The sequence below is a fragment of the Aphanothece hegewaldii CCALA 016 genome (assembly GCF_003007785.1).
Taxonomy (GTDB): domain Bacteria; phylum Cyanobacteriota; class Cyanobacteriia; order Cyanobacteriales; family Microcystaceae; genus Chroococcus; species Chroococcus hegewaldii.
Window position 1 is genome coordinate 21,781 of record NZ_PXOH01000036.1, and the last position, 22,359, is coordinate 44,139.

Below are 22,359 nucleotides of genomic sequence, written 5' to 3' on the forward strand. Positions count from 1 at the left end.
CTTTTACTGTGCGGGTTTAATGCGTCCGATGGTGCGATTTTCGTTACTAAAGGTTTGATTGGCGACTCGTTGGATATCTTCAGCCGTAACCGCCGAAATTTCATCGATTTGGGTAAATAAGTTGCGCCAAGAACCTGTTTTAACGTCGTATTCTGCTAAAGCTTGCGCCATTCCTGAATTAGAATTAAGTGTCCGCAACAGTTGCGCCCGCAGTTGGTTTTTAGCCCGTTGTAATTCTTGTTCGGAGACGGGTTCGGTTTTAAGACGTTCGATTTCTTGATTTAAAGCTTGTGATACTTCTTCTAGAGTTCCATTCGGTGAAGTCATAGCATAAAACACAATTAGATTAGGATATTTATCGCCTGGAAAGCCATTAAATCCTTGTGCAACTAAAGCGATTTGTTTTTCTTCCACTAGAGAACGATACAGACGTGAAGTACGACCATTACTCATTATCGTTGTCATGACTTCATAAATCGCATTATCGGGGTGATTTAATTGGGGACGATGATACCCGACAAAGTACCAAGGTTGAGAGGGTAGGGTTAAATCAACTTCTCTCGGTTGCGTTTGTTTAGGTTCAACGGTAATATTTTCTTTGGGTTTGGGTTTTGCTGTATAACGACCAAAATAGATCTTAGCTAATTCTTTTACTTTAGCTGGATCGACATCACCAACGATCGCAATCGTTAGATTATTTGGTGGGTAATACTCCCTAAAAAACTGTGTGACATCCTCTCTAGATAGATTACGAATATCTTCGTCATAACCAATCACAGGACGTTTGTAGGGATGTTCGGTAAAGGCTTTATCGATGAAGGCTTCGATCATCTGCCCAACAGGATTATTATCGGTTCTCAGGCGACGTTCTTCAAGAATTACCTCTTTTTCTTTATAGAATTCTCGGAAAACTGGTTCTAAAAACCGTTCTGATTCGAGAGACATCCACAATTCTAGTTTATTCGAGGGAAAGCTATAAAAATATACCGTTGCATCCGCCGAAGTTGCCGCATTTAAGCCAACTCCGCCCGAACGTTCGACAATTTGACCGAATTCATTTTGCTTGACAAATTGGTTAGTTTGTGCTGTTATTTTATCAAATTCTTGGCTTAATTGTTTGACTTCTGCGACTTTTCCAGCTTTTTTAGCGGCTTGTAATTGAGCATAAATCTCATCTTGACGGTCTAAAATCGCTTTTTCTGCCTGATAATCTGTTGTGCCAATGTCTTTTGTGCCTTTAAAGGCTAAATGTTCTAGAAAGTGAGCGACACCTGTTTTACCATCGGGTTCATCTACACCACCCACATTAGCATAGGTGAAAAAGGAAACAACAGGGGCTTCACGATTTTCCATCACAATAAACTTTAGCCCATTATCGAGGGTAAATTCGGTCACTCGTTCGATCGCTTTTTCTAAGTAAGGGTTAGTCCCTTGTGCAACCGTCAATTCTGAACGAGCATAAGCAAAAGACGAAAATAAACCCCAACTCGACATCATTAGGGTTACACCCATCGCCAAACCGAACAATGTTCGTAAAAATCGCATATTTGTCTTTAAGAGTGAATAGTTAACAGTTAAGAGTAAGCGTTCAACCGTTCATTTTTATCCTAACGATTATCAGCCTTCAGTTATCCTTTCAAAAATGATTACTGATGACTGTTTACTGTTTTATAGCGTTCTTGCAGTTCAAGAATCGAAAATAACGCCTGAAACTGAAGTCCTTTAGATTGATAAAGTTCGCCTCCCCCTTGTTCTCGGTCTACTAGGGCGATGATTTCTTCGACGACATACCCAGCATCTTGTAAGCGTTCAACAGCTTGTAGGGCTGATTTTCCAGTGGTTACAACGTCTTCTAGAACGACTACCTTGGCACCAGCAGGAAGGGTGGGCCCTTCGATATAAGCTTTGGTTCCGTGACCTTTTGCTTCTTTACGAATAATTAAGGCTGGGATGGGACGTGCTTCATAAGCTGAAACCACACTAACCGCCGAAACGATGGGATCAGCGCCTAATGTTAATCCGGCGACGGCTTGAGTTTGTGGGGGCAACAGTGGCAAAATAAGACGGCCAATAGCTAAAGCACCTTCAGCATTGAGAGTCACTTCTTTACCATTGATATAATAGGCACTGCTTTGCCCAGAAGATAGAACAAAATCCCCTTCCCGGTAGGCTAACTGTATTAATAAATCGAGAAGAAACTGACGGAGGTCTGATCCAGATGCACTTGCTACGGAAAAATTAGACATAAAATTTGATTTTCGATCTAATAAAAATATCATTGCGGATTACTCTTGTTTAATGGATTTTTCGGCTACAATTGGGTCAAGCTGGTTAAATGTTTTAAACATCATTTTTGTCAGGTTTTTAGTTGAATTTACGGAGAAACCCTGCCTTTTTTGATGAAATTGTTTTAACTTTCTTAACATCTTTAAACATATGGAGCGAATCATGTCCATTAAAAAATGTCTGGGTTTTGGCTTTCCCAGTCTTTTAGCAACCTCTCTTATTTTAGCCCCTGGGGTTCAAGCCGAAGAAGTAAGGTATGAAGTGGCACAAAAGGAAACACAGTCAAGTACAGGTAACTTTTCTGTAACTAATTTAGATGGTGGCTTAAACAATAACAATCTTTCTCTGTTATTTAATCGGGCGTTTTATCACAATACGGGCAGATTTTATGAAATCACGAATATTTCTGGACAAGCTAATAATATTTTTGGGGCGCGGACTTTTCCAGGCTCGTTTCTCGATAACCAAATTGCTAAAGATGCTAAATTAGTTGAAACATTGTTTTACTTTTTTCTTCATGAAGAAATGAGAAAGCCCACAATTAAAACAAAGGATTTACCTAATCCTTATGATAGTTCAATTCAAGAAGATCCTTCTTATTTAGGTCGCTAAGGAATTTTTTTGGTTCGACTCTCATGATCCAGGGTGCAGGAGTTGAACCTGCCTTGCGCGAATTATGAGTTCGCTGCCTCAACCGCTCGGCCAACCCTGGTGATTATTCTCAGTGTATTATATCCTGTTTAATTAAGCTTTGACTATTTTAAACATGAACGCGATCGCACGTAATGAAACTTAAAACTTATTTACTGACTCTTGGTATCTTAATGGCTATTTTAGGAGCCTCTGTAGGAAGTGCTGTGTTAGCCTATAGAATGGGAACTGAAGCACTCAAAGGAGTTAGCCCACCCGATGTTAATCCTACCAATAAATTCTCAACCAGCCAGCAAATTACCGCCCGTCCTAAACCCTTTAAACCGATTAATGAAAAAGATATCCTCAAAAAAGTAGATATTTATATTCAAAATCAAAAAACGAAGCCCAGAGACAAAAAAGAACCCCCTAAGACAGTTGAACCGAAGCCATCACCCTCGGCTAAAGAAATTGAAGCCCCTCCCCAGAAACGTACTGATGTACTGATTAATTTTCCTCTAAGGGTCAAAGAGCAGAACATGACTCTAGAAATTACAAAAGCGACCTATCAAGGCGAGTCTCTTTTACTCAATATTAGCCTGAAAAATGAAGGAGAAAAAGCCGTTCAGTTTCTCTATAGCTTTTTAGAAATTCAAGATAGCCAAGGGCAAATTTTAAGTGCAATTACAGAAGGTTTACCTAGTGAAATTCCTGCTAATGGACAAACTTTTCAAGGAACAGTTGAAATACCTATTTCTTTAATTGAAAAAAGTCAATTAATTTCTTTAAAACTTAGTGATTATCCAGAGCAAAAAGTCAATCTTGCTTTGCCAAATATCCCCATTAGCCAAAACCAAGAGGTAACAGCAACCCAATAGTTATTTCAAAATTATCCGAATTCAAGAGAATCTTTCTCTTTGTTTAAATGACATCTGAAGATCTTATATTACGATTATCCTTAGTTTTATTTTTAATTTTACTTAATGCTTTTTTTGTGACGGCTGAATTTTCAATTGTTTCCGTACGTCGTTCTCGAATTATTCAACTGGTCAAAAGCGGGGACACTTTAGCACAAACCGTTCAATCATTACAAAGAAGTTTAGATCGTCTTTTAACGACGACACAAATCGGCATTACTTTTTCCAGTTTAGCTCTAGGTTGGATTGGTGAAAGTACAATGGCAACATTAATTAAAAATGGTATTTTATATCTGCCCCTAACCTTAAGCTCAGCCGAGATTTATTCTCATATTTTATCGGTTCCCCTTGCCTTTATTTTTATTGCCTATTTACAAATTGTTTTAGGCGAACTTTGTCCGAAATCACTGGCTTTAATTTATGCCGAAAAACTAGCCAAACTCTTAGCAGTTCCTATTGGCGTAATCTCTCAAATTTTTAACCCCTTCATTTGGATTTTAAATCAATCCACAGGTTTTTTACTCAGTTTATTTGGAATACGTTCATCAGATACTCGATGGCACGATCGCCTTACCTTACAAGAATTACAATTAATGATTAGTACCAAAGAAGTATCAATGGGTTTAGAAGACGATCAACGAGAAATTATTAATAACGTCTTTAAATTTAAAGAAGTAACAGCCGAAGAAATCATGATCCCAAGAACGCAAGTAGTGGCTATTTCTAAATATGCTACATTTAAGACATTACTTGAAGAAGTCTCCAGAAGTGGCTATTCACGTTATCCCGTCAAAGGAGACTCTTTAGATGATATAAAAGGGATGATTGATTTTAAAGATTTAGCAATTCCTTTAGCCCAAAATAGTATTAATGCTAATACCTTATTACAACCTTGGAGCAAACCGATTAATTTTTATCCCGAATCAACCCCATTAATTGAATTATTATCGATCATGCAGCGATCTAACGTCAAAATGGTGATGATTGTTGATGAATATGGAGGAACATCCGGCTTAGTCACTTTACAAGACTTAATTTCTGAAATATTGGGCGACGAATCAGACGCTACAGGCTCAGAAACCATTGAATTTCAGATGTTAGATGAAAATACTTTTTTAGTGCAAGCTAAAATGAATTTAGAGGATGTTAATGAAGTCTTAGATCTCAATTTACCCGTTACTGATGAATATCAAACTTTAGGCGGATTTCTCCTCTATCAATGGCAAAAAATCCCACAGCAAGGGGAAGTATATCACTATGATAATTTAGAATTTACAATAGTTGCCGCCCAAGGTCCCCGTTTAACTCAAATTCGGATTCATCGAATTGAATTACCAGCTATGAAAAAATTATAAAGCTTTAAAAAGTCCTTATGATTCAATCGTCGAAGATAATATTAAATCTGATTGATCAATTGTCCAACCCATACAGACACTGCTAGGATCGAGAAGGATTAAACAATCTAAAAACGATAAACTTGAGTTGATGGCTCAAAAATAAAGGACGAATGGGAAGCGATACGATTACCTTACTCTCAAAACGAGAAATTGAAAAGATGCGTCGTGCTGGAATACTTGCCGCGCAATTGTTAGATCATCTTGCTCCAATGGTTAAACCTGGTGTAAGTACCCTAGAATTGAATGATGAAGCAGAACGCTGGACACAAAAACATGGTGCAAAAAGCGCACCTCTAGGATATCATGGCTTTCCCAAGTCGATTTGTACCAGCGTTAATGAAGTGATTTGTCACGGTATCCCTAATGAAAAACAAATTTTAAAAGATGGGGATATTATTAATATTGATGTGACACCGATTTTAGATGGTTATTATGGTGATACTTCAAGAACCTTTTTTGTCGGTACGCCTTCACCCACTGCAAAAAAGTTAGTAGAAGTGACTGAAGAATGTCTTAGACGAGGGATTGAGGCGGTTAGTCCCAATGGTAAGATTGGTGATATCGGCGCAGCAATCCAAGAATATGCCGAAGCACAAGGCTTTTCAGTGGTTCGAGATTTTGTCGGACATGGTATTAGTAATATTTTCCATACTGCCCCGCAAATTCCCCATTATGGTACTAGAGGAAAAGGAAAACGTTTACGCCCTGGAATGGTTTTTACCATTGAACCGATGATTAATGAGGGAACATGGGAAGCAGTCATATTAGAAGATAAATGGACAGCTATCACCAAAGATGGGAAACTTTCGGCACAATTTGAACATACACTCGCTGTTACTGAAGATGGAGTGGAAATTCTAACTTTACCCGAATAAAAATAAAACCCCTAAAGTCCCCCCTCCAATATATAAAAGTTTTCCTTTTAGTTCCCTCTCCTTGTAGGAGAGGGCTAGGGTGAGGTTATTGGGCTAGGGTGAAGCCCTGGCTTTAATTTTCCTCCATTTCATCAAATAATAATTCCTCTAGAATGGTCTGCATTCGCTGATCTTCTGGCGAAACGAGTTCGACATTCCCATTAACATCACACTTCGCTAAAAAGAGAAGGGGATCTAAAGGGGTATAAATAGAGTACTTTTGTTCTTCAAAATAGAAACTTGCTAGATATTGTAACTCTTCAGGTTCGGAAGTTGGTTGACCTTCTAAGTCAATTTCTAAAGTGAGGATATTATCTTCATCGAGTGGCGGTAGTTCTCCACCTACGGTTAGAGTATAAGCAGTGTATTTTAAAATTAGGTTTTGTTCAGCTAAAACAGCTTTAGCGTCAGCAAAAATCTTTTCTATTTCTTCGTTATCTTCAATTAAAAAAGCATCTGATATATCTTCTTCCTCGCTTTCTTCATCATCCCACGCCAAGACAACAACGGGGATATCGACAGGCATCAGAAGAAGATACTGGAGATCATCCGTTTCTAAGGAGTTTTCGATATAGCATTCTAGCGATCGCCCAGCTTCATCCTTGAGAGTAACTTTTTCAACATCGTCTAGTTCATTGTTGAATTGAGATGAGGACATAGAATTCTAACTTATCTGTGATTGAATCAGATTATCATAATGTGGCTTTCAGGAGTGAAACCATCCAGCTTGAGCAAGATATTCAAAACTTTGAACATCAGTCAGATTATATTGTAAAGGGGTAATACTAATATAGTTTTCTTGAATGGCTTGAACATCGGTGAGAACATGGGAAGGTAAATGAATATGATCAGGTTGTTCTATATCTTCAATAATTTCACCTACTAACCAGTAATAGCATTTACCATGAGGGTCAAAGCGTTTTTCAAAGGTTTCATGATAACGGCGTAATCCTTGCCGTGTTATCTTTATACCAGCTAGTTTTTCTGAACTAACGGCTGGAACATTAATATTAAGTAAAGTGGCTTCGGTAAATGGGTAAGTTGTTAATTTTGTCAAGAAAGTTGTGACAAAATCAGCCGCCGTTTGAAACTGTCGATCGGTATAACTTGCGAGACTAATTGCTAAACTGGGAATGCCATAGAACAGCCCTTCCATCGCTGCGGAAACGGTGCCAGAATATAGAATATCTGTGCCTAAATTCGAGCCGTGATTAATTCCGGATAAAACAAAATCAGGACGATAGTTTAAGACAGATTTCGCACTTAAAGCAAATTTAACACAATCGGCTGGCGTTCCTGAACAAGACCACGCGACAACATTGGGATGAAAAATATCATTGATCATTTCAGCGCGGATCGGTTGGTGTAAAGTTAAACCATGACCAGTAGCGGATCGTTCCCGGTTCGGACAAACGATCGTAATTTGGTGTCCTGCTTCTGCTAAGGTATTGGCTAAGGTTCGGATACCTAGTGCAAAAATCCCATCATCGTTACTGATCAGAAGTTTTAAAGGATTAGAAATTGACATTCAAAATTCTGATTATGTGTATTGGTTAAAGACGCTTTATTGAAGGCGTTTTTATATTATTCATCATGACACATTTTTCTTTTTCAATCTTGAAATTGTCTTGTATGAAACTGAGCATATTTACCATTATGGGATAATAATTCTTCATGAGTTCCTGATTCAATAATTTGACCACTCTCAAGAACTAAAATACGATCAGCGCGTCGTACAGTTGCTAATCTATGGGCAATTACAAAAACCGTTCGCTCTTTCATAATTCGTTCTAAAGCTTCTTGTACTAAAGCTTCTGATTCTGAATCTAAGGCGGAAGTTGCTTCATCTAATATTAAAATTCTCGGATTTGCTAAAATGGCTCTAGCGATCGCAATTCTTTGTTTTTGTCCACCCGATAAATTAACACCTCTTTCCCCTAAATAACTGTAATATCCTTGTGGTAACTCACTAATAAATTGATGAGCATTTGCTATTTTAGCCGCGAGTTCAATATCGGATAAATCAAGCTCTGTTTTGCCAAAAACAATATTATCTAAAATCGTTCCAGAAAAAATAACATTATCTTGTAAAACCATTGAAATTTGCTTTCTTAAACTCTTTAAGCTGACATCTTTAATATTGACACCATCAACCAAAATATCACCACGAATTGGATCATAAAAGCGAGGGAGAAGGTTAACTAGCGTTGTTTTTCCGGCACCAGAAGCCCCGACTAAAGCGATCATTTCTCCTGGATAAGCAATAAAATCGATATTTTTTAGAACGGGTCGCTCTTCAGTATAAGCAAAGCTAACATGACGATATTCTACTTTACCTGTCAGTGATGGTAAAGTGATCGCATCTTCTTTTTCAGTAATTTTAGGTTGAATAGCGAGTAATTCAAAAAGACGATCGCTTGAGGCTTGACCTTCTTTAAAAATACTATAATCATTAGTTAAATGAGCAATCGGATCAAGTAACATCGCCACAGCAGCAATATAACTTAAGAAATTAATTCCTGTCAGATTTCCTTCTGAGATTTGCCAACCCGCTAACAAGAACAGTAAAACAATACTCATCGCCTCCAGAAAACCAACAATCACAAATTGTAAAGCCTTAAACTTTTCAGCTTGATATTTAGCGCGTCGGTTAGATTCAGATTCTTCCGAAAAACGTTGAGCGTGATAATCTTCAGCCGCAAAAGCTTGTACTAAACGAATGCCGCTAAAAACTTCAATGAGTAAAGCAGATAAATTAGAAATTCTTTTTTGACTTCGACGAGAAATCTCTAATAATTTTTCCCCAAAACCTCCAATAATTACACCCATTAAAGGCGCGATAATTAAAGCACCGATGGTAAGTTGCCAGTTGATAAAAAACATATACCCCATGACTACAATAAGCTGTAAAGTAGAAGGAATAAAATCATGAAAAAACTTTCTGACGACTTCCCCCACTCTGTCTACTTCTTCCGTCAGACGATAAGCGAGATCCCCTGTTTTAGTCAGTTCAAAATAATCAATACTTAGCCTTTGGACATGAGCATAAATTGCATTACGAAGATTTAATGTTATCTTGAGAGCAGCATAGGACATCATCGAATCTTGTCCAAACTGAGCGACTCCACGAACTAAAAAGATAATCGCAGCAAGTCCAGCAAGAGACGCAATAGCCCTCACATCACCAGCGCCAATATATTTAGCCATTCGTCCGACTAACCAAGCTAAAATCGGCCAAAAAATGGTAAAGATAATTGTACAGACGAGTGCTAGACTAATTCGTTGAGTCTGTGGGCGAATATAGGGAATGAGTTCCCAATAACTAGAACGAGTTTTCACGCGCAGGTTAATATAGATTCAAAAATACAGATTGAACTACAGTATATTTGGTTTTGGTAAATTTGCATGGAAGATGCGGCGGTTTATATTTTCTTGTTTCTCTTTACTGTAAGTCTTTCGGGCATTATCGCCATAATATACAGCGTTTTTTGGCAAATGCGCTTTCACAACGAAAAAGGTGGCTCAAAAGTCGCTTTATATTCTATTTTTGGCGGGTGTATTGCTGCGATCGCTGGTGTGATTATTGGAAATTGGTACGCCTATTATAGGATTATTTTACCCGTTGAAATTCGTTTAGAACCTGGCGATAGTCTTAGCGCAACCCAACAAACGGCTAATGTATCAGCATCTCTTGTTTATATTTTCTTAGGTTGGTTAATTGGAATAATATTAGGAAGTATTGCCGGAGGTATGATCGGTTGGCGACGTTCTTTAAAAAGATTAAAACGACGGTAGTTCACAGAAGATATATAATCTGTTTTGCGATCGCATCAGATCCCCCTTTCTCGCCCATTCTTTCCTTGCCATTTCCGACACAACTGTGTAGATAATCAGGATCATGAAGAATTTTGATTACTTCTTGTGCTGCATGACGAAAAAGATTAGCCTCATTAGGATTTTTGCCAATTGTAGTCACCGATACACCTAATAATCGCATTTGTGCTTCAGCAAAACGATAAGTAAATTGTGGTCCATAACCAGGTATTTGTACCACAGGTTTACCCAAACCCACCGCTTGTTCAACGGCTGTACCTGCCATTCCTAAAACTAAATCGCATTCGTATAAAATATTAGCAAAAGCATTAAAAAAATACCGTACAAGAATCACATCATCTTTTTGGGTTCGTTTAATTAATTTTCCTTGTTCAAGATATCGCCAGCCTATGTTCTGTGCGAGGATCATTAAATCATCTTCAGTAATACTCGGAACTAAAGCAACACGAAATTGCATCGGACGAATTAAAGCAATTTCTTCACAAATATTAAGTAATAAACCTAAATTAGACAAAGCTTCAGGTAAACGACTTCCAGGTAAAAGCGCAATCATCGGCTGATAATTTTTCTCTAATCCTAAATCCGTTTCTGTACGATGCAAAACATCCATCACGGGATAACCTAAAAAAATTGCTTGTTTAAAACCCTGTTGCTGTAAATCTTTTGCTGTAAAAGCATCTCGTGTAAAAATTTGCTGACACTGAGACGACTTGAGACACCACCATGTCAGGAAAGGAAGATGTAAACGCCCTTCGTAATAGCTAGAAGTAGAGACAATAAAAGCGACAAAAGGACGGCGTGTTAGATAAGCAAGGGTAATCGGAAAAATATCACCAACAGCAATGATTAAATCACAATTCTGACTGTATTTTAAAACAGCTTTAATTTGCCGCCAAGTTAACTTAATTAAACCCGACCATAAATCTTTGACTAAATTACTTAACTGTGTATAAATCATTCCACCAGAGGGTAGAGTTTGTGTAGGACCAATAATGGGTATATTAAGACGGTGGTAGGCTGTTCCATCACCGACTAAAGGCATAGCTGAAATAAACGCAATTTTCGGATAATTCTTAAGAAGGGCTTGTAAAATGAGACTAGCGTTTAAATCTTCTCCATGGCCATTACTAAGAAAAAGAATTGTTTTAGTCATTGTCGGTTTGATGCTGAATTCAGATTGATAAATAATGCAACACAGAATTCTTTAAGAATTTTATCTCTACAGAGGATAGGATTTTATGTGGGAATGGATCACAAATATAATATCGCCGAATAATTATATACCTCATGGACATTGTTATTTATGGCAAACCCCGCTAATTTGGCTACATGTCGTCTCTGATATGATGATTGCGGCTGCATACTATTCAATTCCCATCATGCTAGTTTACTTTGTCCAGAAAAGACAAGATGTTCCGTTTAAAGCCATATTTATTCTATTTAGTGTTTTTATTCTTTCTTGTGGAACAACTCATGTTTTAGAAGTCTGGACATTATGGTATCCTGCCTATTGGTTATCGGGTGTAACAAAGGCTTTTACTGCCCTTGTTTCTGTTTATACTGCTGTAGAATTATATCCTCTAATTCCCCAAGCGCTCGTCTTACCCTCATCCACACAGCTAGAAAATCTTAACCAAGAATTGGCTAATCAAATACAAGAACGTCAATTTATTGAACAAGAAGTCCGCAATTTAAACGCAGAACTAGAACAACGAGTAAAAGAACGGACGGCCGATTTAGAAGAAGCAAATATTATGTTACAGATAGAAATTGCTGAACGACATCAAGCAGAATTAGCTTTAATGAAAAGCAAACAACTTAGCGAACAAATTGCCCAGTTTACTCCTAATATACTTTATATTTTCGACCTCAAAGAACAACAAACCATTTATTGTAATCGTTTTGTAAGCGACATCTTAGGTTACACTCCCGATGAAATTCAAAACCCAGATACAAATCCTATAGAAGACTATATACATCCCGCAGATAGAGAAGCAGTTAAACAACATTTGGTGCGTTGTTCATCTCTTAGTCAGGGAAACTATTTGGAAATTGAATATCAAATAAAAGATAGTCATGGTAATTGGCATTGGTTTAACGCTCGTGATACATTTTTTGAAAAAGGAACTGATGGAAAGATACAACAAATTTTAGGCATTGCTTCTGATATTACAGAACGAAAAAAAGCCGAACTTAAATTACAAGAAATTAATGACCAATTTTCGGAACGATTAAAAGAATTAGAAAGACGAACTCAAGAAATGATACGTTTAGGAGAAATGACAGATTTTCTCCAAGCTTGTTTGACGGTATCTGAAGCTGAAACAGCATTAGCAGACTTATTAAGACCTTTATTTATTAAAAGTTCTGGGGCTGTATTTGTCATGAAAGAATCTCGGAATTTAGTCGAAGCTGTCGCTATTTGGGGCAATTCAATTTCGAGTCAAATGGTTTTTCATCCCTATGAATGTTGGGCTTTGCGACGAGGTTCGATTCATACTGGCGAAAAAACCTCACCTAATTTATATTGTAAACATATTCATCAAGATCCAATTCCTGAAGCCACTCTATGTTTACCAATGATGGCACAAGGTGAAACCCTAGGTTTACTTTACTTAAATTTTGAATTTCCTGATGATTTAACTCCTGCTAAAAGACGGTTAGCTGAAACCGTTTCTAAACAAATTGCAATTTCTTTAGCTAATTTGAAATTGCGAGAAACATTACAACAACAAAGTTTTCGTGATTCATTAACTGGACTTTATAACCGTCGCTATCTTGAAGCAACCATTACGAGAGAATTACATCAAGCTATCCGTAATAAGCAATCTTTAAGCGTCTTAATGATGGATATTGATTATTTTAAATCTTTTAATGATACTTGGGGACATGATGCAGGAGATGCAATTCTTCGGGCTATCGGTAATTTTTTACAAGAAAATGTCCGCAACTCTGATATTCCTTGTCGCTACGGTGGTGAAGAATTAGTGATTATTATGCCCAATTCATCACTTGAAAATACTAAAACGCGGGCTGAAGAAATACGGCAGGGTATTAAACAGCTAAAAGTTCATATCGAAGGAAAAGAATTAGCCTCAATTAGCGTTTCTATCGGACTTGCTAGTTTTCCTTATCACGGAACGACTTATGAGCAACTTTTTCGACTTGCTGACGAGGCTTTGTATCAAGCAAAACAAAACGGACGAGATTGTGTTTTATATATTACATAAATAATTTAATTGACAATATTAACAATATAATTAAAGCCAAATTAATTTATCTTTTTTTGACATTTCTATTATACTTAAAGAAAGTTGATTACTATTTTATCAGATTTTTCTAAATATATAAGGAGTTAAAACCATGTCTTTACTTGAACAAAAAGAATTGAATAAAAAGAGTTTATTAAAAATACTCAAAAAGAGCATCAAAAAAATTATTTTAGAAAACGGAATTGAGCCTAATACCAAAAAAGGCAATAAAGAACTAAATTATTTACTGAAAGAAATAGCTAAATCACACTTTAGTAGTTTTGAACAAGTTCAAGCACAAGGCGAAAAAATCGGACAACTTATTGTAAAACTTTCTAACGAACGAGGCAAAATTGCTTTAGATCACGGCATCATTCAACATATTATTTTAAAAGAAGATTTATCTTTATCTGATGAAGTAGAAGAAGAGGACGAAATTAACCCGACTCATACCATCACAGTAGAAGTCGCAGAAATAATAGACAAGGATGAGGAAGAAGAGGAAAAAATTATTATCTCTCCTGTTGCTGAAGTTGAAGAAAATAAACAAAAAGAAGATGAACCTATTAAAGCAGTAGAAACCACAACCCCATCTTCTATAAGTTTAAAAGATCGTATAGGAGAAGATATTAAAAATGCTATGAAAGCTCAAGATAAAATCCGTTTAGAGACAGTTAGAGGCATTAAAAAATTCATTATTGAAAAAGAAGTTTCTTTACGTCCCAGTGGACAAGATAGCTTAACACCTGAACAAGAAATAGAGGTTTTAACTCAACAAGCAAAACAACGCAGAGATTCTATCGAACAGTATACCAAAGCAGGACGCGAGGATCTGGCAGAAAAAGAAGCTCAAGAACTTGCTATTATTGAAACCTATTTACCCAAACAATTAACAGATGAAGAATTAACAGAAATTATCGATGACATCATTGTATCCGTTGGTGCAACTTCAGCCAAAGATTTAGGTAAAGTAATGGGTGTTGCGATGAAACAACTTAAAGGTAAAGCAGACGGGAAAAAAATACAAGAACTGGTCAAAAGTCAGTTAAGTTAACTTTAAAGATAAACTGTAGGAGTTTTGTTGCCAAACCCTTAACCAACGATTTTTTTAATAATATTATAAAATATCACAAATTAATAAGATATTTTGCTTAGGTTTGAAAATTTGGGTTTAGAAATTTGGGTTTGGTTTCCAAACCCCTACAAATAATTAATCCAATACGACTTGATGATGAGAAAATGGTTAATTAATTATTAACCCTGTATAAAAAAAGTGTCTATCTCTGAAAAAACGATCGATGTTAATTCTCTAAAATGGTTTTACCGTGAAGTAACACCCCAACAAACCAGCGATGTATCACCAGTCTTACTTTTACACGGTTTACCGTCTCATAGCTATACTTGGCGACAATTATTACTGATTTTAGATGATTATAATCTAAAAGCGATCGCCCCTGATTGGCTCGGTTCTGGTTCATCCGACAAACCTAGTCAGCGCGAGTTTGCTTATACACCAGAAGCTTATCTAAAAGCGTTCTCTGACTTACTTCAAACCTTAGAATTAGAAAAAATATCTTTAGTAGTACAAGGATATTTAGGTTCAGTCGGTTTACAATATGCCTTACGTTTTCCTAATACAATTGATCGCCTAGTAATTCTCAATACCCCTCTTTCCAATACAGTAAAGCTACCTTGGATGATGCAACAATGGGGTTTACCTTTAGCGGGGGAAATGCTGACACAAGATCCCATATTAGTCGATCGTACCTTAGAAAAGGGTAGCGGTTTTATTATTTCTGATAATGATTTAGCAATGTATCGTCAACCTTATCTCAAAAGTTCCGCAGTTGGACGAGCATTAGTCTCTACCATCCGTAATTTAAAATTAGCAGAATCGATGAGCGAAATCGAAAAAGGTTTAGTCACTTGGGAAAAACCCACTCTCGTTATTTGGGGAATGGCTGACCCTTGGTTAAGTTCCACTGATGTTAATAAACTTAAAGAAAACAAAAATCTTGAGTTAGTCACCCTAGAAGAAGCGAAACACTATCCCCAAGAACATTGGAACAAAGAAATTAGCCCTTTAATCGTCAATTTTTTAGGTAGAAGATGATTCTAAAACAGTTCGTGCAATTGAAGTAGGATTGAGTAAAAATGAACTAGCTTGTTTGGCTATTTCCTCTCTTAGCTGAATTTGTTTAAGAGTCACTAACCCATCAGCAACAAAAGCATCTCTAACTAACTGTTTATTCCCACTATTAAAAACCGTTTCGTAATAAACTTCTTTAATTCCCGCAGAAATAATCAGTTTTAGACACGATAAACACGGTTCTAGGGTAACATAAATACACGCTCCATGTGTAGATATACCATGTTTAGCCGCTTGTGCGATCGCATTTGCTTCGGCATGAATCGCACGTGATGGTAAACTACTAGAAGCATCACAACTCACCAAATCTGAATAACAAAAACCTTGGGTTGTACAATGAATTGATCCTGATGGTGTCCCATTATAACCCGTTGCTAATACTTGTTTATCTTTAACAATAACTGCACCCACTGGAAACGCTAAACAAGTCGATCGTGTAGCGGCTAATTTGGCTATCATTAAAAAATATTCATCCCAAGAGGGTCGTTGTTCTTCTAAATTATTCATTAACTTTAATGTGTTCAATTACAATTCTAATTAACCTTAATTGATTCTCCAAAAATTGCATAAGATAAACCTTCTTCCCATTCTTCTGGGTTGCCTAGCATTGTTTCTAACTTCCAGGCTTCTTGATTAGTTAATTCATTTCGAGTTACTGCATAGAGAATTTGTCCTAAAAGAATTAATTTAGCATCTCTAGGCATATTGTTAGATTGTCCTTTTTCAATCCTTTCCTTAAAAGTCTCAAAAATATTCTCCATTTTCCCAATCCTCCCTAAAAATTGTTTTCAGTTCACCTGTCGGTAACAACAACGAGATTTTTTGGATTTGTTGATTTTTATCCCAAAAAAAAGCTTGTCTAATGCCTCGGTTAATTTGCCAAATGTCGTAGGTACTACGATTAATATAATATATTACTGCTGTTGCTCCTTGTTTTTTAGCTTGTCCGATTCCCTCCTGCACTCTATTACTCAAACTGCGTGATTCTTCTGTTAGTTCCTTAAACTCATAAATCTCGTGATTAATCTCAGCATCAGGAGTCTTGACACTTGTTGTAGCTTGTTCACTTAATAATTTAACTCGATTACCCAGTCTAGCTAACACTGTAGCAATCTGTACATTAGATGTGGATTTATTATGTTCTTGATGAATTAAGATAAATCCTCCTGTATTTTCGTCAAAATAATAACGTTCATAGTCTGATGTAGCTTGCTCATAAATTTCTCGACTTTGTTGAATATAGTCAAAATTCATGTCAAAAATATTTTATTTATAGTTTATTAAATTTTTTAAAAGTGCTTATATAGCATTATTAATGACTCTAAGTTACTCATTAATTATTGTTTAGCTTATATTTTGTTGACGTACCCAACTCCGAAACGCTTTTAGAGTTGCTGTTTCTCCATCGATTAAACTCTGTTGAACAAAGTCGGGAATTTTGGAAATATCTAACCAAGGAAAAATTTTACTATTCTCGGATAGATTGTAGTGTAAAATCGGCCCATCTAAGATATAGACTTCTAATTTTGTGCCATTATATCGCCAGACTTCAGTAACTTCTAAGGCTGCATAAATCGGCAATTTATCCATTGAACCACTGGTAATATCAATTTCTAAAACTAAATCGGGAGCAGGGTCAATATCTAGATCTATCTTTTTTTTATTTCTGACCCTTGGTTCATTTTCTATATAGTAACAGGAATCTGGTTCAGCCCCTTGTCTCATACGAGAATTTTTGAGCGTCATTGAACCTAACCTTTTAATATTTAAGTTTAGTTCTTCAGCAATAGCACCAATTAGTACATCAAGAAAACGATTATTATGTTCATGTTCTGCTAAAGGCGACATAAATTCGACAGTTCCCTCATAATAAGCTAACCGACTTGCTCGATCTTCACCTGTGTCTATTAGGATTTTATTGAAAGTCTCCCAACTAATTTTAGTTAAAATGACTCGGTTTTCAGCAAAAGGTTGATTAATAGTTGTCATAGCTACACCTTTAAAAGATTTGAACCATCGCTTGTATGATGATATGATAAGAGGCTTTGGAATATTTTCATTCGTTAAACAAATTATAAATGACTTTGAATAGCCAAGTCGTAGTCAAAATCAAGCGACTGAACGATAACGCAAAAATCCCCCGATATGAACATCCTGGCGACTCTGGGGCGGATTTAGTTTCGATTATTGACTATACCTTACAACCTTTGGAACGTTTTGCGATCGCTACAGGATTATCGGCAGAAATACCGATGGGATATGAATTACAGGTGCGTCCCAGAAGTGGATTAGCTCTCAAGCATGGTATCACTGTTTTAAATACACCTGGAACCATCGACGCGGGCTATAGAGGCGAGATCAAGGTGATTTTAATTAATTTGGGTTCCGAACCGTTCCACATCGTTCAAGGGCAAAAAATAGCGCAATTAGTGATTGCACCCGTTATTTTAGGACAATTTCAAGAAGTTGATGAACTTTCCCCATCAATTCGAGGTAGCGGGGGTTTTGGTTCAACTGGGGTTAGTTATGTAGAGGTGAAAGGAGATGGTTAATTTTTTGGAGGAACCTTTTAGCGAAACGGAAGGCACATTATTACAGCCTTTTGTGACAAACTTAGATCAATCTGTATTCGGTTTGCGGAATTTACCAGAAGTTGTTAAAGGGGCTTTATTTTCTCGTTATAGTCGCAGTGATAAAAGTTTACGCCGTATTTTACTCGATGAATTTATTAAAGCACCTGAAGCCAATTTTAGCGATCTGGTCGGGAGTCAGGATAATGCTAATCAAATTGTAGCGATAAGAAGTGCAGAAGCATTTTACGATCGCGTTTTAATCGGTTATGGTGATGACTCAGTTGCGGAGTTGGGTGGGGCGCATTTAGCTTGTGAAGGTATTAGTAATATCGCCGCTAAAGCATTAGAAGATAGTCGCTTGGGGATATCTCCACTGGAAAAATCGACGCGCTATGTTCCATTTAACCGCAAAATCAACGGATATTATCGCTATTACCGCGAACCGTCTATCCTATCTTCTAAATACGCGGACAATTATGAAAAAACACTGGATTATTTATTCGATACTTATACAACTTTAATCGAACCGCTTCTAACGTGGCTGAAATCTTGTACACCGAAGGATGCAGATATCACAGAACGAGCGTATAATAATGCGACAAGAGCCAAAGCATTAGATTTATTACGAGGGTTGCTACCGATGGCAACTCTGACTAATGTTGGATTATTCGGCAATGGTAGAGCATTTGAGTATTTATTGGTTAAACTTGCCGCTTTTCCTCATCATGAAGTTAAAGCATTAGGCTCATTAATGCAACAAGAACTCGATAAAATTATTCCTTCTTTCGTCAAACGCGCAAAAAGTGACAGAGGGGCGCAGTATATACGTTACTTGTCTAATAATTTAGCACAAACTCAACAACTCACACAAAAGCACTTAGAAAATACTGAACCTAAATCACCACCAAATGTACAGTTAGTAGAATATGATAAGGACGCAGAAACTAAAGTTATTGCCGCTATTTTATATCCACATACAAACCTTACTTTTAAACAAGTTTTAGAATACGCCACCCATTTATCAACCTCAGAACGAATCGAAATTATTAATACTTATATAGGTGAAAGAGCAACAAGATTTCATCGACCTGGGCGTGCTTTTGAAGAAACCTATTATACTTTTGATATATTGGCTGATTTAGGTGCTTATCGTGATTTACATCGCCATCGAGTGATGACACAAGAACGTCAACGCTATACCGTTATTCATGGTTATGATGTTCCGATAGAATTAGAAGAAGCAAAATTAGCTCAACAGTATCGTGATGCCTTAGATTATGCCGCAGAGACAACCGAATTAATTAGTAAAGATTTTTTTGATGCTGCACAATATCTTGTTCCCTTTGCTTATAAAATTCGTTGGCGCATTAAACTAAATTTAAGGGAAGTCTATCATCTTGCCGAGTTAAGAAGTTCACGACAAGGACATCCATCTTATCGAATCATTGCCCAAGAAATGTATCAACAAATTAAAGCCGTTCATCCCACATTAACAGCAAAGATGAGTTTTGTAGACATGAATGATTATGCCTTGGAACGATTAGCTGCCGAACAACGCATCGATGAAAAATTACAATCCATTAAGGAAAAATTATAAAATATAAGCTCATGCCTGCAAAAGATTTTTATCATGAAGTAGTAAAAAAAGCAATGATAAATAGTGGATGGACAATTACACATGATCCTTTTCATATTCGCTTAATTAGAGGGAAAAACTTATTTATCGACCTTGGTGCAGAACGGTTAATTGCAGCCGAACGTGGAATAGAGAAAATAGCAGTAGAAATTAAAAGCTTTAGACGAGCATCCGATATAAAAGATTTAGAAGAAGCATTAGGACAATTTGTTCTTTATCACCGTATTTTAACTCGATATGAGCCTGAGCGAACTTTATACCTTGCAGTCACTGAGGAAGTAAGTAGGTTAGTATTTGAAGAAGAAGCAGGACAAATTTTAATTGAAGATGGAATTATTCGTCTTGTAACTTTTGATCCATTAGAGGAGGCAATTATTAGATGGATACCTTGAATAACGATCGTAACATTATTGAAAAGCTGTTGCAGGAATACGCAAACTATTTAGGACAAGAAGAGCAAATACAGATTGAATTAATCTTTGATCGAAAAGGTGATCATTATCTTTTAGTTGAAATAGGTTGGCAAAATAACAATCGTATTTATGGAACTTTAATTCATATTGATATTATAGACGGTAAAGTGTGGATACAACAAGATGGGACTGAAGAAGGTGTTGCTGATGAACTTGTAGCAATGGGAATACCTAAAAATCGAATTGTTTTAGGTTTTAAATCAATTCAACGTCGTAAAATTACAGAATTTGCGGTATCCTAGACAACTTCAACTTTTGAAAATTATGATTGCTTAATCTTTTTATCTTATTTTTAAAGAATACCTTAACTGTACATCACGCTGCATAAATCACCTGAGCAGAAGATAAAATTTCATTGCGACGTAAGTAATTTAAGCTTCTTTCAATTCCTCGACGACTAATTAAATCTACATCTCTCCCAAAGAGATTTTTAAGCTCATTTTCCATATGTACCAAATCAAACAAAGTATGATCAGACTCTGGGGTAAATGTAACTAATACATCAATGTCACTATCAGCATGAAAGTCATCGCGTAACACGGAACCAAACAACGCAAATTCTGTAATGTTCCAGCGATCGCAAAATGTTTGAATTTGTTCCATCGACAATTTAATATTTTTCACATTTATTGTATTCATATGTTTTAGTAACTTCAAAAGTTTGTGTAAAAGTTTATAATTGAGATTTAATATTTATTTTCATCTCATCTTCTCCTTAAAATATTTTACTCTATTGGAAAACTGGGAATCAATCGATCAATTTCGCTCATCAGTTGTCTAGTTTCTTTGAGGGCTACTACAATTTTCTGATAGTGTAAAACATCATCAAATGATAAGGTTCTTTTGGCTTTTTTGCGGTCTTTAAGCCATTTATCTAAAACTTGATAGCCACCTATTTTAAATTCCCAGACATTAGGCTCAATTCCTTCAAAATAACAGTTTTTATTAATATAAACACGCTGTTCAGTTGGCTTATAAGTAACTTCTGTAACAGTATTATCGCCATTACTTACAACTTTTGTAATTAGTTTATTAAGTTTTTTTGATTTCATCAAGTGCAATTCTACTAATTCCTTACCTTTTTCACTTAAACTTTTAAATAGTTGCTCATTATTGGTAAGAGGAACACGAGGAAAATCGATTTTAAGAAATTCGGCGTAGCGTTGTCGATAGGTGGGACTATGGAAAATAGCGTAAATGTAGTAAAAAATTGCTTCAGGTGTAGGAATATAGCCAAGTTTTTCTTTAATTGTACTTATAAAATCTGATGAAATATTAGGAGTTTTTTCAACAAATAAACTCCCCTGTTTATTTTTGGTATCGGGATAAAGATAGAGAGGAAATATATTAATTCCTCCACGTCTAAATAAATTAGTATCTACAGGGAAATGTGAAACAGAAATTAAACTCCACAGAATATCTTCTACAGCATTACCTTGTCTTCCTACACCAATAGCAAGGTTATTTCCCATCATCATTTGTCTCATGATTTCATGTCTTGGAAGTTCGACTACATCTTCATGATGATAGTAAAATCTACAGTCAAATGGACGATAAAGACACTGTGTAAAATATTTTTTCCAATCTAAATTTGTTTTAAGAGAACGTCGTCTTTGAGCTAACTTCCAATCTCTTGTATCTTGAATATTATATATTTCACTGATTTCTTGATCTGTAATATTTATATCTCTAAACTTTGCTATACGTTGACGAAGTTCTGATAAATCAAAATCAAAGACAAAATGATCTCTATGGGTTTTTACTCCCGTTGAATTAACTGGCATAATATCCGTGATTTTCCAGCCTTGTTCATACTCTGCTTTATAATCCGTATTTTGAGGAATAAATAAATAAAATGGAGATTGGGGATTTAACTCTGTCCACTCAACAGTAGTAATATCATTCTCTAAAAGATATTGATATTTATCTTCTCGTGAACCCCACAGATGAGCATGATAAATTTTAGCCATTAAGTAACCTCATGTAAACGGCTTTGTATTTCTGAAGGTTCGGCAACTACAAAAAATAATTGTAAAGCTTCAATAAGATTATTTTTTGCTTCCTCAACAGAATTTCCCTGACTCGCAATATCTAGTTCTGGACACAAAGCTACATAACTATTATCTTCGCGCTCAATGATTGCAGTAAACTGGTGAATTTGTTTCATTTTGTTTCATCCTTGGGTAATTTAATCATGATAGCTACTGCGACACCTTGCTGGATAAGTAGCTATGTAAAATTAATTGTATATTTTTCTCCAAAATATTTGAGAATGTTTTCCACAGCTTCCACTAAAGTT

At 36.2% G+C, this 22,359-nt stretch carries 25 protein-coding genes and 1 tRNA gene; 12 read left to right on the forward strand and 14 right to left on the reverse strand.

Going from position 1 to position 22,359, the window contains the following annotated elements; all coding sequences use genetic code 11:
* Nucleotides 1-3: 3 nt before the first annotated feature.
* Both C7H19_RS21270 and pyrE read right to left on the reverse strand, forming a co-directional pair.
* Complete coding sequence (locus tag C7H19_RS21270) at nt 4-1,545, reverse strand: M16 family metallopeptidase (RefSeq protein WP_106458926.1); 1,542 nt, start codon at nt 1,543-1,545, stop codon at nt 4-6.
* Between the two features lie 101 nt (nt 1,546-1,646).
* On the reverse strand, nt 1,647-2,246 hold the full coding sequence (pyrE, locus tag C7H19_RS21275) for an orotate phosphoribosyltransferase (protein WP_106458952.1): 600 nt from the start codon (nt 2,244-2,246) through the stop codon (nt 1,647-1,649).
* 202 nt (nt 2,247-2,448) lie between these two features.
* Between pyrE and C7H19_RS21280 the strand changes: the two genes are divergently transcribed.
* The gene (locus tag C7H19_RS21280) at nt 2,449-2,898 is read left to right on the forward strand and encodes a hypothetical protein (protein WP_106458927.1); all 450 of its coding nucleotides are present in this window, start codon (nt 2,449-2,451) and stop codon (nt 2,896-2,898) included.
* A 27-nt stretch (nt 2,899-2,925) separates the two neighbouring features.
* Here C7H19_RS21280 and C7H19_RS21285 read toward each other — a convergent pair.
* Nucleotides 2,926-2,998: transfer RNA gene (locus C7H19_RS21285), tRNA-Ile, on the reverse strand.
* A gap of 73 nt (nt 2,999-3,071) precedes the next feature.
* Here C7H19_RS21285 and C7H19_RS21290 point away from each other — a divergent pair.
* From C7H19_RS21290 to map, 3 genes are all read left to right on the forward strand, one after another.
* Nucleotides 3,072-3,794, forward strand: a complete 723-nt coding sequence (locus tag C7H19_RS21290; RefSeq protein ID WP_106458928.1) for a hypothetical protein — start codon at nt 3,072-3,074, stop codon at nt 3,792-3,794.
* 47 nt (nt 3,795-3,841) lie between these two features.
* On the forward strand, nt 3,842-5,188 hold the full coding sequence (locus C7H19_RS21295; RefSeq protein WP_106458929.1) for a hemolysin family protein: 1,347 nt from the start codon (nt 3,842-3,844) through the stop codon (nt 5,186-5,188).
* Nucleotides 5,189-5,340: 152 nt separating this feature from the next.
* Nucleotides 5,341-6,105, forward strand: coding sequence for a type I methionyl aminopeptidase (gene map / locus C7H19_RS21300; RefSeq protein WP_106458930.1), 765 nt, complete (start codon nt 5,341-5,343; stop codon nt 6,103-6,105).
* Between the two features lie 112 nt (nt 6,106-6,217).
* Here map and C7H19_RS21305 read toward each other — a convergent pair whose 3' ends face one another.
* The 3 genes from C7H19_RS21305 to C7H19_RS21315 all read right to left on the reverse strand — a co-directional run bounded on the left by C7H19_RS21305 (nt 6,218) and on the right by C7H19_RS21315 (nt 9,483).
* On the reverse strand, nt 6,218-6,802 hold the full coding sequence (locus C7H19_RS21305; RefSeq protein ID WP_106458931.1) for a DUF3727 domain-containing protein: 585 nt from the start codon (nt 6,800-6,802) through the stop codon (nt 6,218-6,220).
* A 48-nt stretch (nt 6,803-6,850) separates the two neighbouring features.
* Entirely contained in the window at nt 6,851-7,666 is an 816-nt protein-coding gene (surE, locus tag C7H19_RS21310; protein ID WP_181280702.1) for a 5'/3'-nucleotidase SurE, read from the reverse strand.
* 89 nt (nt 7,667-7,755) lie between these two features.
* Nucleotides 7,756-9,483 carry an ABC transporter ATP-binding protein gene (locus tag C7H19_RS21315; protein WP_106458933.1) on the reverse strand — a complete coding sequence of 576 codons (1,728 nt, stop codon included), beginning with the start codon at nt 9,481-9,483 and terminating at the stop codon, nt 7,756-7,758.
* 66 nt (nt 9,484-9,549) lie between these two features.
* Between C7H19_RS21315 and C7H19_RS21320 the strand changes: the two genes are divergently transcribed.
* Nucleotides 9,550-9,939, forward strand: a complete 390-nt coding sequence (locus tag C7H19_RS21320; RefSeq protein ID WP_106458934.1) for a hypothetical protein — start codon at nt 9,550-9,552, stop codon at nt 9,937-9,939.
* A 1-nt stretch (nt 9,940) separates the two neighbouring features.
* Here the strand turns inward: C7H19_RS21320 and C7H19_RS21325 are convergent, their stop codons facing one another.
* The gene (locus C7H19_RS21325) at nt 9,941-11,131 is read right to left on the reverse strand and encodes a lipid-A-disaccharide synthase-related protein (RefSeq protein ID WP_106458935.1); all 1,191 of its coding nucleotides are present in this window, start codon (nt 11,129-11,131) and stop codon (nt 9,941-9,943) included.
* An 85-nt stretch (nt 11,132-11,216) separates the two neighbouring features.
* Here C7H19_RS21325 and C7H19_RS21330 point away from each other — a divergent pair, with 85 nt between their 5' ends.
* The 3 genes from C7H19_RS21330 (at nt 11,217) to C7H19_RS21340 (ending at nt 15,342) form a co-directional block, all read left to right on the forward strand.
* Complete coding sequence (locus C7H19_RS21330; protein WP_106458936.1) at nt 11,217-13,208, forward strand: GGDEF domain-containing protein; 1,992 nt, start codon at nt 11,217-11,219, stop codon at nt 13,206-13,208.
* A 133-nt stretch (nt 13,209-13,341) separates the two neighbouring features.
* Nucleotides 13,342-14,283, forward strand: coding sequence for a GatB/YqeY domain-containing protein (locus C7H19_RS26550; RefSeq protein ID WP_219907709.1), 942 nt, complete (start codon nt 13,342-13,344; stop codon nt 14,281-14,283).
* Nucleotides 14,284-14,502: 219 nt separating this feature from the next.
* Complete coding sequence (locus C7H19_RS21340; RefSeq protein WP_181280701.1) at nt 14,503-15,342, forward strand: alpha/beta fold hydrolase; 840 nt, start codon at nt 14,503-14,505, stop codon at nt 15,340-15,342.
* On the opposite strand, the gene C7H19_RS21345 is transcribed toward C7H19_RS21340, so the two are convergent.
* The 4 genes from C7H19_RS21345 to C7H19_RS21360 all read right to left on the reverse strand — a co-directional run bounded on the left by C7H19_RS21345 (nt 15,328) and on the right by C7H19_RS21360 (nt 17,367).
* A complete protein-coding gene (locus C7H19_RS21345) occupies nt 15,328-15,885 on the reverse strand; it encodes a deoxycytidylate deaminase (protein WP_106458937.1) in 558 nt (185 codons plus the stop codon). The genes C7H19_RS21340 and C7H19_RS21345 overlap by 15 nt on opposite strands.
* Before the next feature lie 26 nt (nt 15,886-15,911).
* Nucleotides 15,912-16,139, reverse strand: coding sequence for a hypothetical protein (locus C7H19_RS21350; RefSeq protein WP_106458938.1), 228 nt, complete (start codon nt 16,137-16,139; stop codon nt 15,912-15,914).
* On the reverse strand, nt 16,123-16,632 hold the full coding sequence (locus tag C7H19_RS21355) for a CdiA C-terminal domain-containing protein (protein ID WP_106458939.1): 510 nt from the start codon (nt 16,630-16,632) through the stop codon (nt 16,123-16,125). The genes C7H19_RS21350 and C7H19_RS21355 overlap by 17 nt, the downstream gene beginning before the upstream one ends.
* Nucleotides 16,633-16,722: 90 nt before the next feature.
* The gene (locus C7H19_RS21360) at nt 16,723-17,367 is read right to left on the reverse strand and encodes a Uma2 family endonuclease (protein ID WP_106458940.1); all 645 of its coding nucleotides are present in this window, start codon (nt 17,365-17,367) and stop codon (nt 16,723-16,725) included.
* An 89-nt stretch (nt 17,368-17,456) separates the two neighbouring features.
* Between C7H19_RS21360 and dut the strand changes: the two genes are divergently transcribed.
* Genes dut through C7H19_RS21380 form a run of 4 tightly spaced genes read left to right on the forward strand, consistent with a single transcriptional unit; the run spans nt 17,457 to nt 20,302 of the window.
* Complete coding sequence (gene dut / locus C7H19_RS21365; protein ID WP_106458941.1) at nt 17,457-17,930, forward strand: dUTP diphosphatase; 474 nt, start codon at nt 17,457-17,459, stop codon at nt 17,928-17,930.
* The gene (locus C7H19_RS21370; protein WP_106458942.1) at nt 17,923-19,548 is read left to right on the forward strand and encodes an FAD-dependent thymidylate synthase; all 1,626 of its coding nucleotides are present in this window, start codon (nt 17,923-17,925) and stop codon (nt 19,546-19,548) included. Before dut ends, C7H19_RS21370 begins: the two co-directional genes overlap by 8 nt.
* Nucleotides 19,549-19,559: 11 nt before the next feature.
* Entirely contained in the window at nt 19,560-19,979 is a 420-nt protein-coding gene (locus C7H19_RS21375; protein ID WP_106458943.1) for a XisH family protein, read from the forward strand.
* Nucleotides 19,967-20,302 (forward strand): XisI protein, encoded by a 336-nt coding sequence (locus tag C7H19_RS21380; RefSeq protein ID WP_106458944.1) that lies wholly within the window; start codon nt 19,967-19,969, stop codon nt 20,300-20,302. The genes C7H19_RS21375 and C7H19_RS21380 overlap by 13 nt, the downstream gene beginning before the upstream one ends.
* A 73-nt stretch (nt 20,303-20,375) precedes the next feature.
* Here C7H19_RS21380 and C7H19_RS21385 read toward each other — a convergent pair whose 3' ends face one another.
* The 3 genes from C7H19_RS21385 to C7H19_RS21395 form a co-directional block, all read right to left on the reverse strand.
* On the reverse strand, nt 20,376-20,663 hold the full coding sequence (locus C7H19_RS21385) for a nucleotidyltransferase family protein (RefSeq protein WP_106458945.1): 288 nt from the start codon (nt 20,661-20,663) through the stop codon (nt 20,376-20,378).
* 122 nt (nt 20,664-20,785) lie between these two features.
* Nucleotides 20,786-22,030, reverse strand: coding sequence for a type ISP restriction/modification enzyme (locus C7H19_RS21390; protein ID WP_106458946.1), 1,245 nt, complete (start codon nt 22,028-22,030; stop codon nt 20,786-20,788).
* Nucleotides 22,030-22,227, reverse strand: coding sequence for a type II toxin-antitoxin system HicB family antitoxin (locus C7H19_RS21395; RefSeq protein ID WP_106458947.1), 198 nt, complete (start codon nt 22,225-22,227; stop codon nt 22,030-22,032). The genes C7H19_RS21390 and C7H19_RS21395 overlap by 1 nt, the downstream gene beginning before the upstream one ends.
* Between the last annotated feature and the right edge of the window lie 132 nt (nt 22,228-22,359).

Bases quoted from the DNA above. Each gene is read 5' to 3' on its own strand.
- C7H19_RS21325 (WP_106458935.1), bottom strand. From the start codon at position 11,131: ATGACTAAAACAATTCTTTTTCTTAGTAATGGCCATGGAGAAGATTTA.
- C7H19_RS21305 (WP_106458931.1), bottom strand. From the start codon at position 6,802: ATGTCCTCATCTCAATTCAACAATGAACTAGACGATGTTGAAAAAGTT.
- C7H19_RS21380 (WP_106458944.1), top strand. From the start codon at position 19,967: ATGGATACCTTGAATAACGATCGTAACATTATTGAAAAGCTGTTGCAG.
- dut (WP_106458941.1), top strand. From the start codon at position 17,457: ATGACTTTGAATAGCCAAGTCGTAGTCAAAATCAAGCGACTGAACGAT.
- C7H19_RS21320 (WP_106458934.1), top strand. From the start codon at position 9,550: ATGGAAGATGCGGCGGTTTATATTTTCTTGTTTCTCTTTACTGTAAGT.
- C7H19_RS21375 (WP_106458943.1), top strand. From the start codon at position 19,560: ATGCCTGCAAAAGATTTTTATCATGAAGTAGTAAAAAAAGCAATGATA.
- C7H19_RS21280 (WP_106458927.1), top strand. From the start codon at position 2,449: ATGTCCATTAAAAAATGTCTGGGTTTTGGCTTTCCCAGTCTTTTAGCA.
- C7H19_RS21395 (WP_106458947.1), bottom strand. From the start codon at position 22,227: ATGAAACAAATTCACCAGTTTACTGCAATCATTGAGCGCGAAGATAAT.
- C7H19_RS21355 (WP_106458939.1), bottom strand. From the start codon at position 16,632: ATGAATTTTGACTATATTCAACAAAGTCGAGAAATTTATGAGCAAGCT.
- C7H19_RS21330 (WP_106458936.1), top strand. From the start codon at position 11,217: ATGTGGGAATGGATCACAAATATAATATCGCCGAATAATTATATACCT.
- C7H19_RS21295 (WP_106458929.1), top strand. From the start codon at position 3,842: ATGACATCTGAAGATCTTATATTACGATTATCCTTAGTTTTATTTTTA.
- C7H19_RS26550 (WP_219907709.1), top strand. From the start codon at position 13,342: ATGTCTTTACTTGAACAAAAAGAATTGAATAAAAAGAGTTTATTAAAA.
- C7H19_RS21370 (WP_106458942.1), top strand. From the start codon at position 17,923: ATGGTTAATTTTTTGGAGGAACCTTTTAGCGAAACGGAAGGCACATTA.
- map (WP_106458930.1), top strand. From the start codon at position 5,341: ATGGGAAGCGATACGATTACCTTACTCTCAAAACGAGAAATTGAAAAG.
- pyrE (WP_106458952.1), bottom strand. From the start codon at position 2,246: ATGTCTAATTTTTCCGTAGCAAGTGCATCTGGATCAGACCTCCGTCAG.
- C7H19_RS21360 (WP_106458940.1), bottom strand. From the start codon at position 17,367: ATGACAACTATTAATCAACCTTTTGCTGAAAACCGAGTCATTTTAACT.
- C7H19_RS21290 (WP_106458928.1), top strand. From the start codon at position 3,072: ATGAAACTTAAAACTTATTTACTGACTCTTGGTATCTTAATGGCTATT.
- C7H19_RS21350 (WP_106458938.1), bottom strand. From the start codon at position 16,139: ATGGAGAATATTTTTGAGACTTTTAAGGAAAGGATTGAAAAAGGACAA.
- C7H19_RS21270 (WP_106458926.1), bottom strand. From the start codon at position 1,545: ATGCGATTTTTACGAACATTGTTCGGTTTGGCGATGGGTGTAACCCTA.
- C7H19_RS21385 (WP_106458945.1), bottom strand. From the start codon at position 20,663: ATGGAACAAATTCAAACATTTTGCGATCGCTGGAACATTACAGAATTT.
- C7H19_RS21390 (WP_106458946.1), bottom strand. From the start codon at position 22,030: ATGGCTAAAATTTATCATGCTCATCTGTGGGGTTCACGAGAAGATAAA.
- C7H19_RS21345 (WP_106458937.1), bottom strand. From the start codon at position 15,885: ATGAATAATTTAGAAGAACAACGACCCTCTTGGGATGAATATTTTTTA.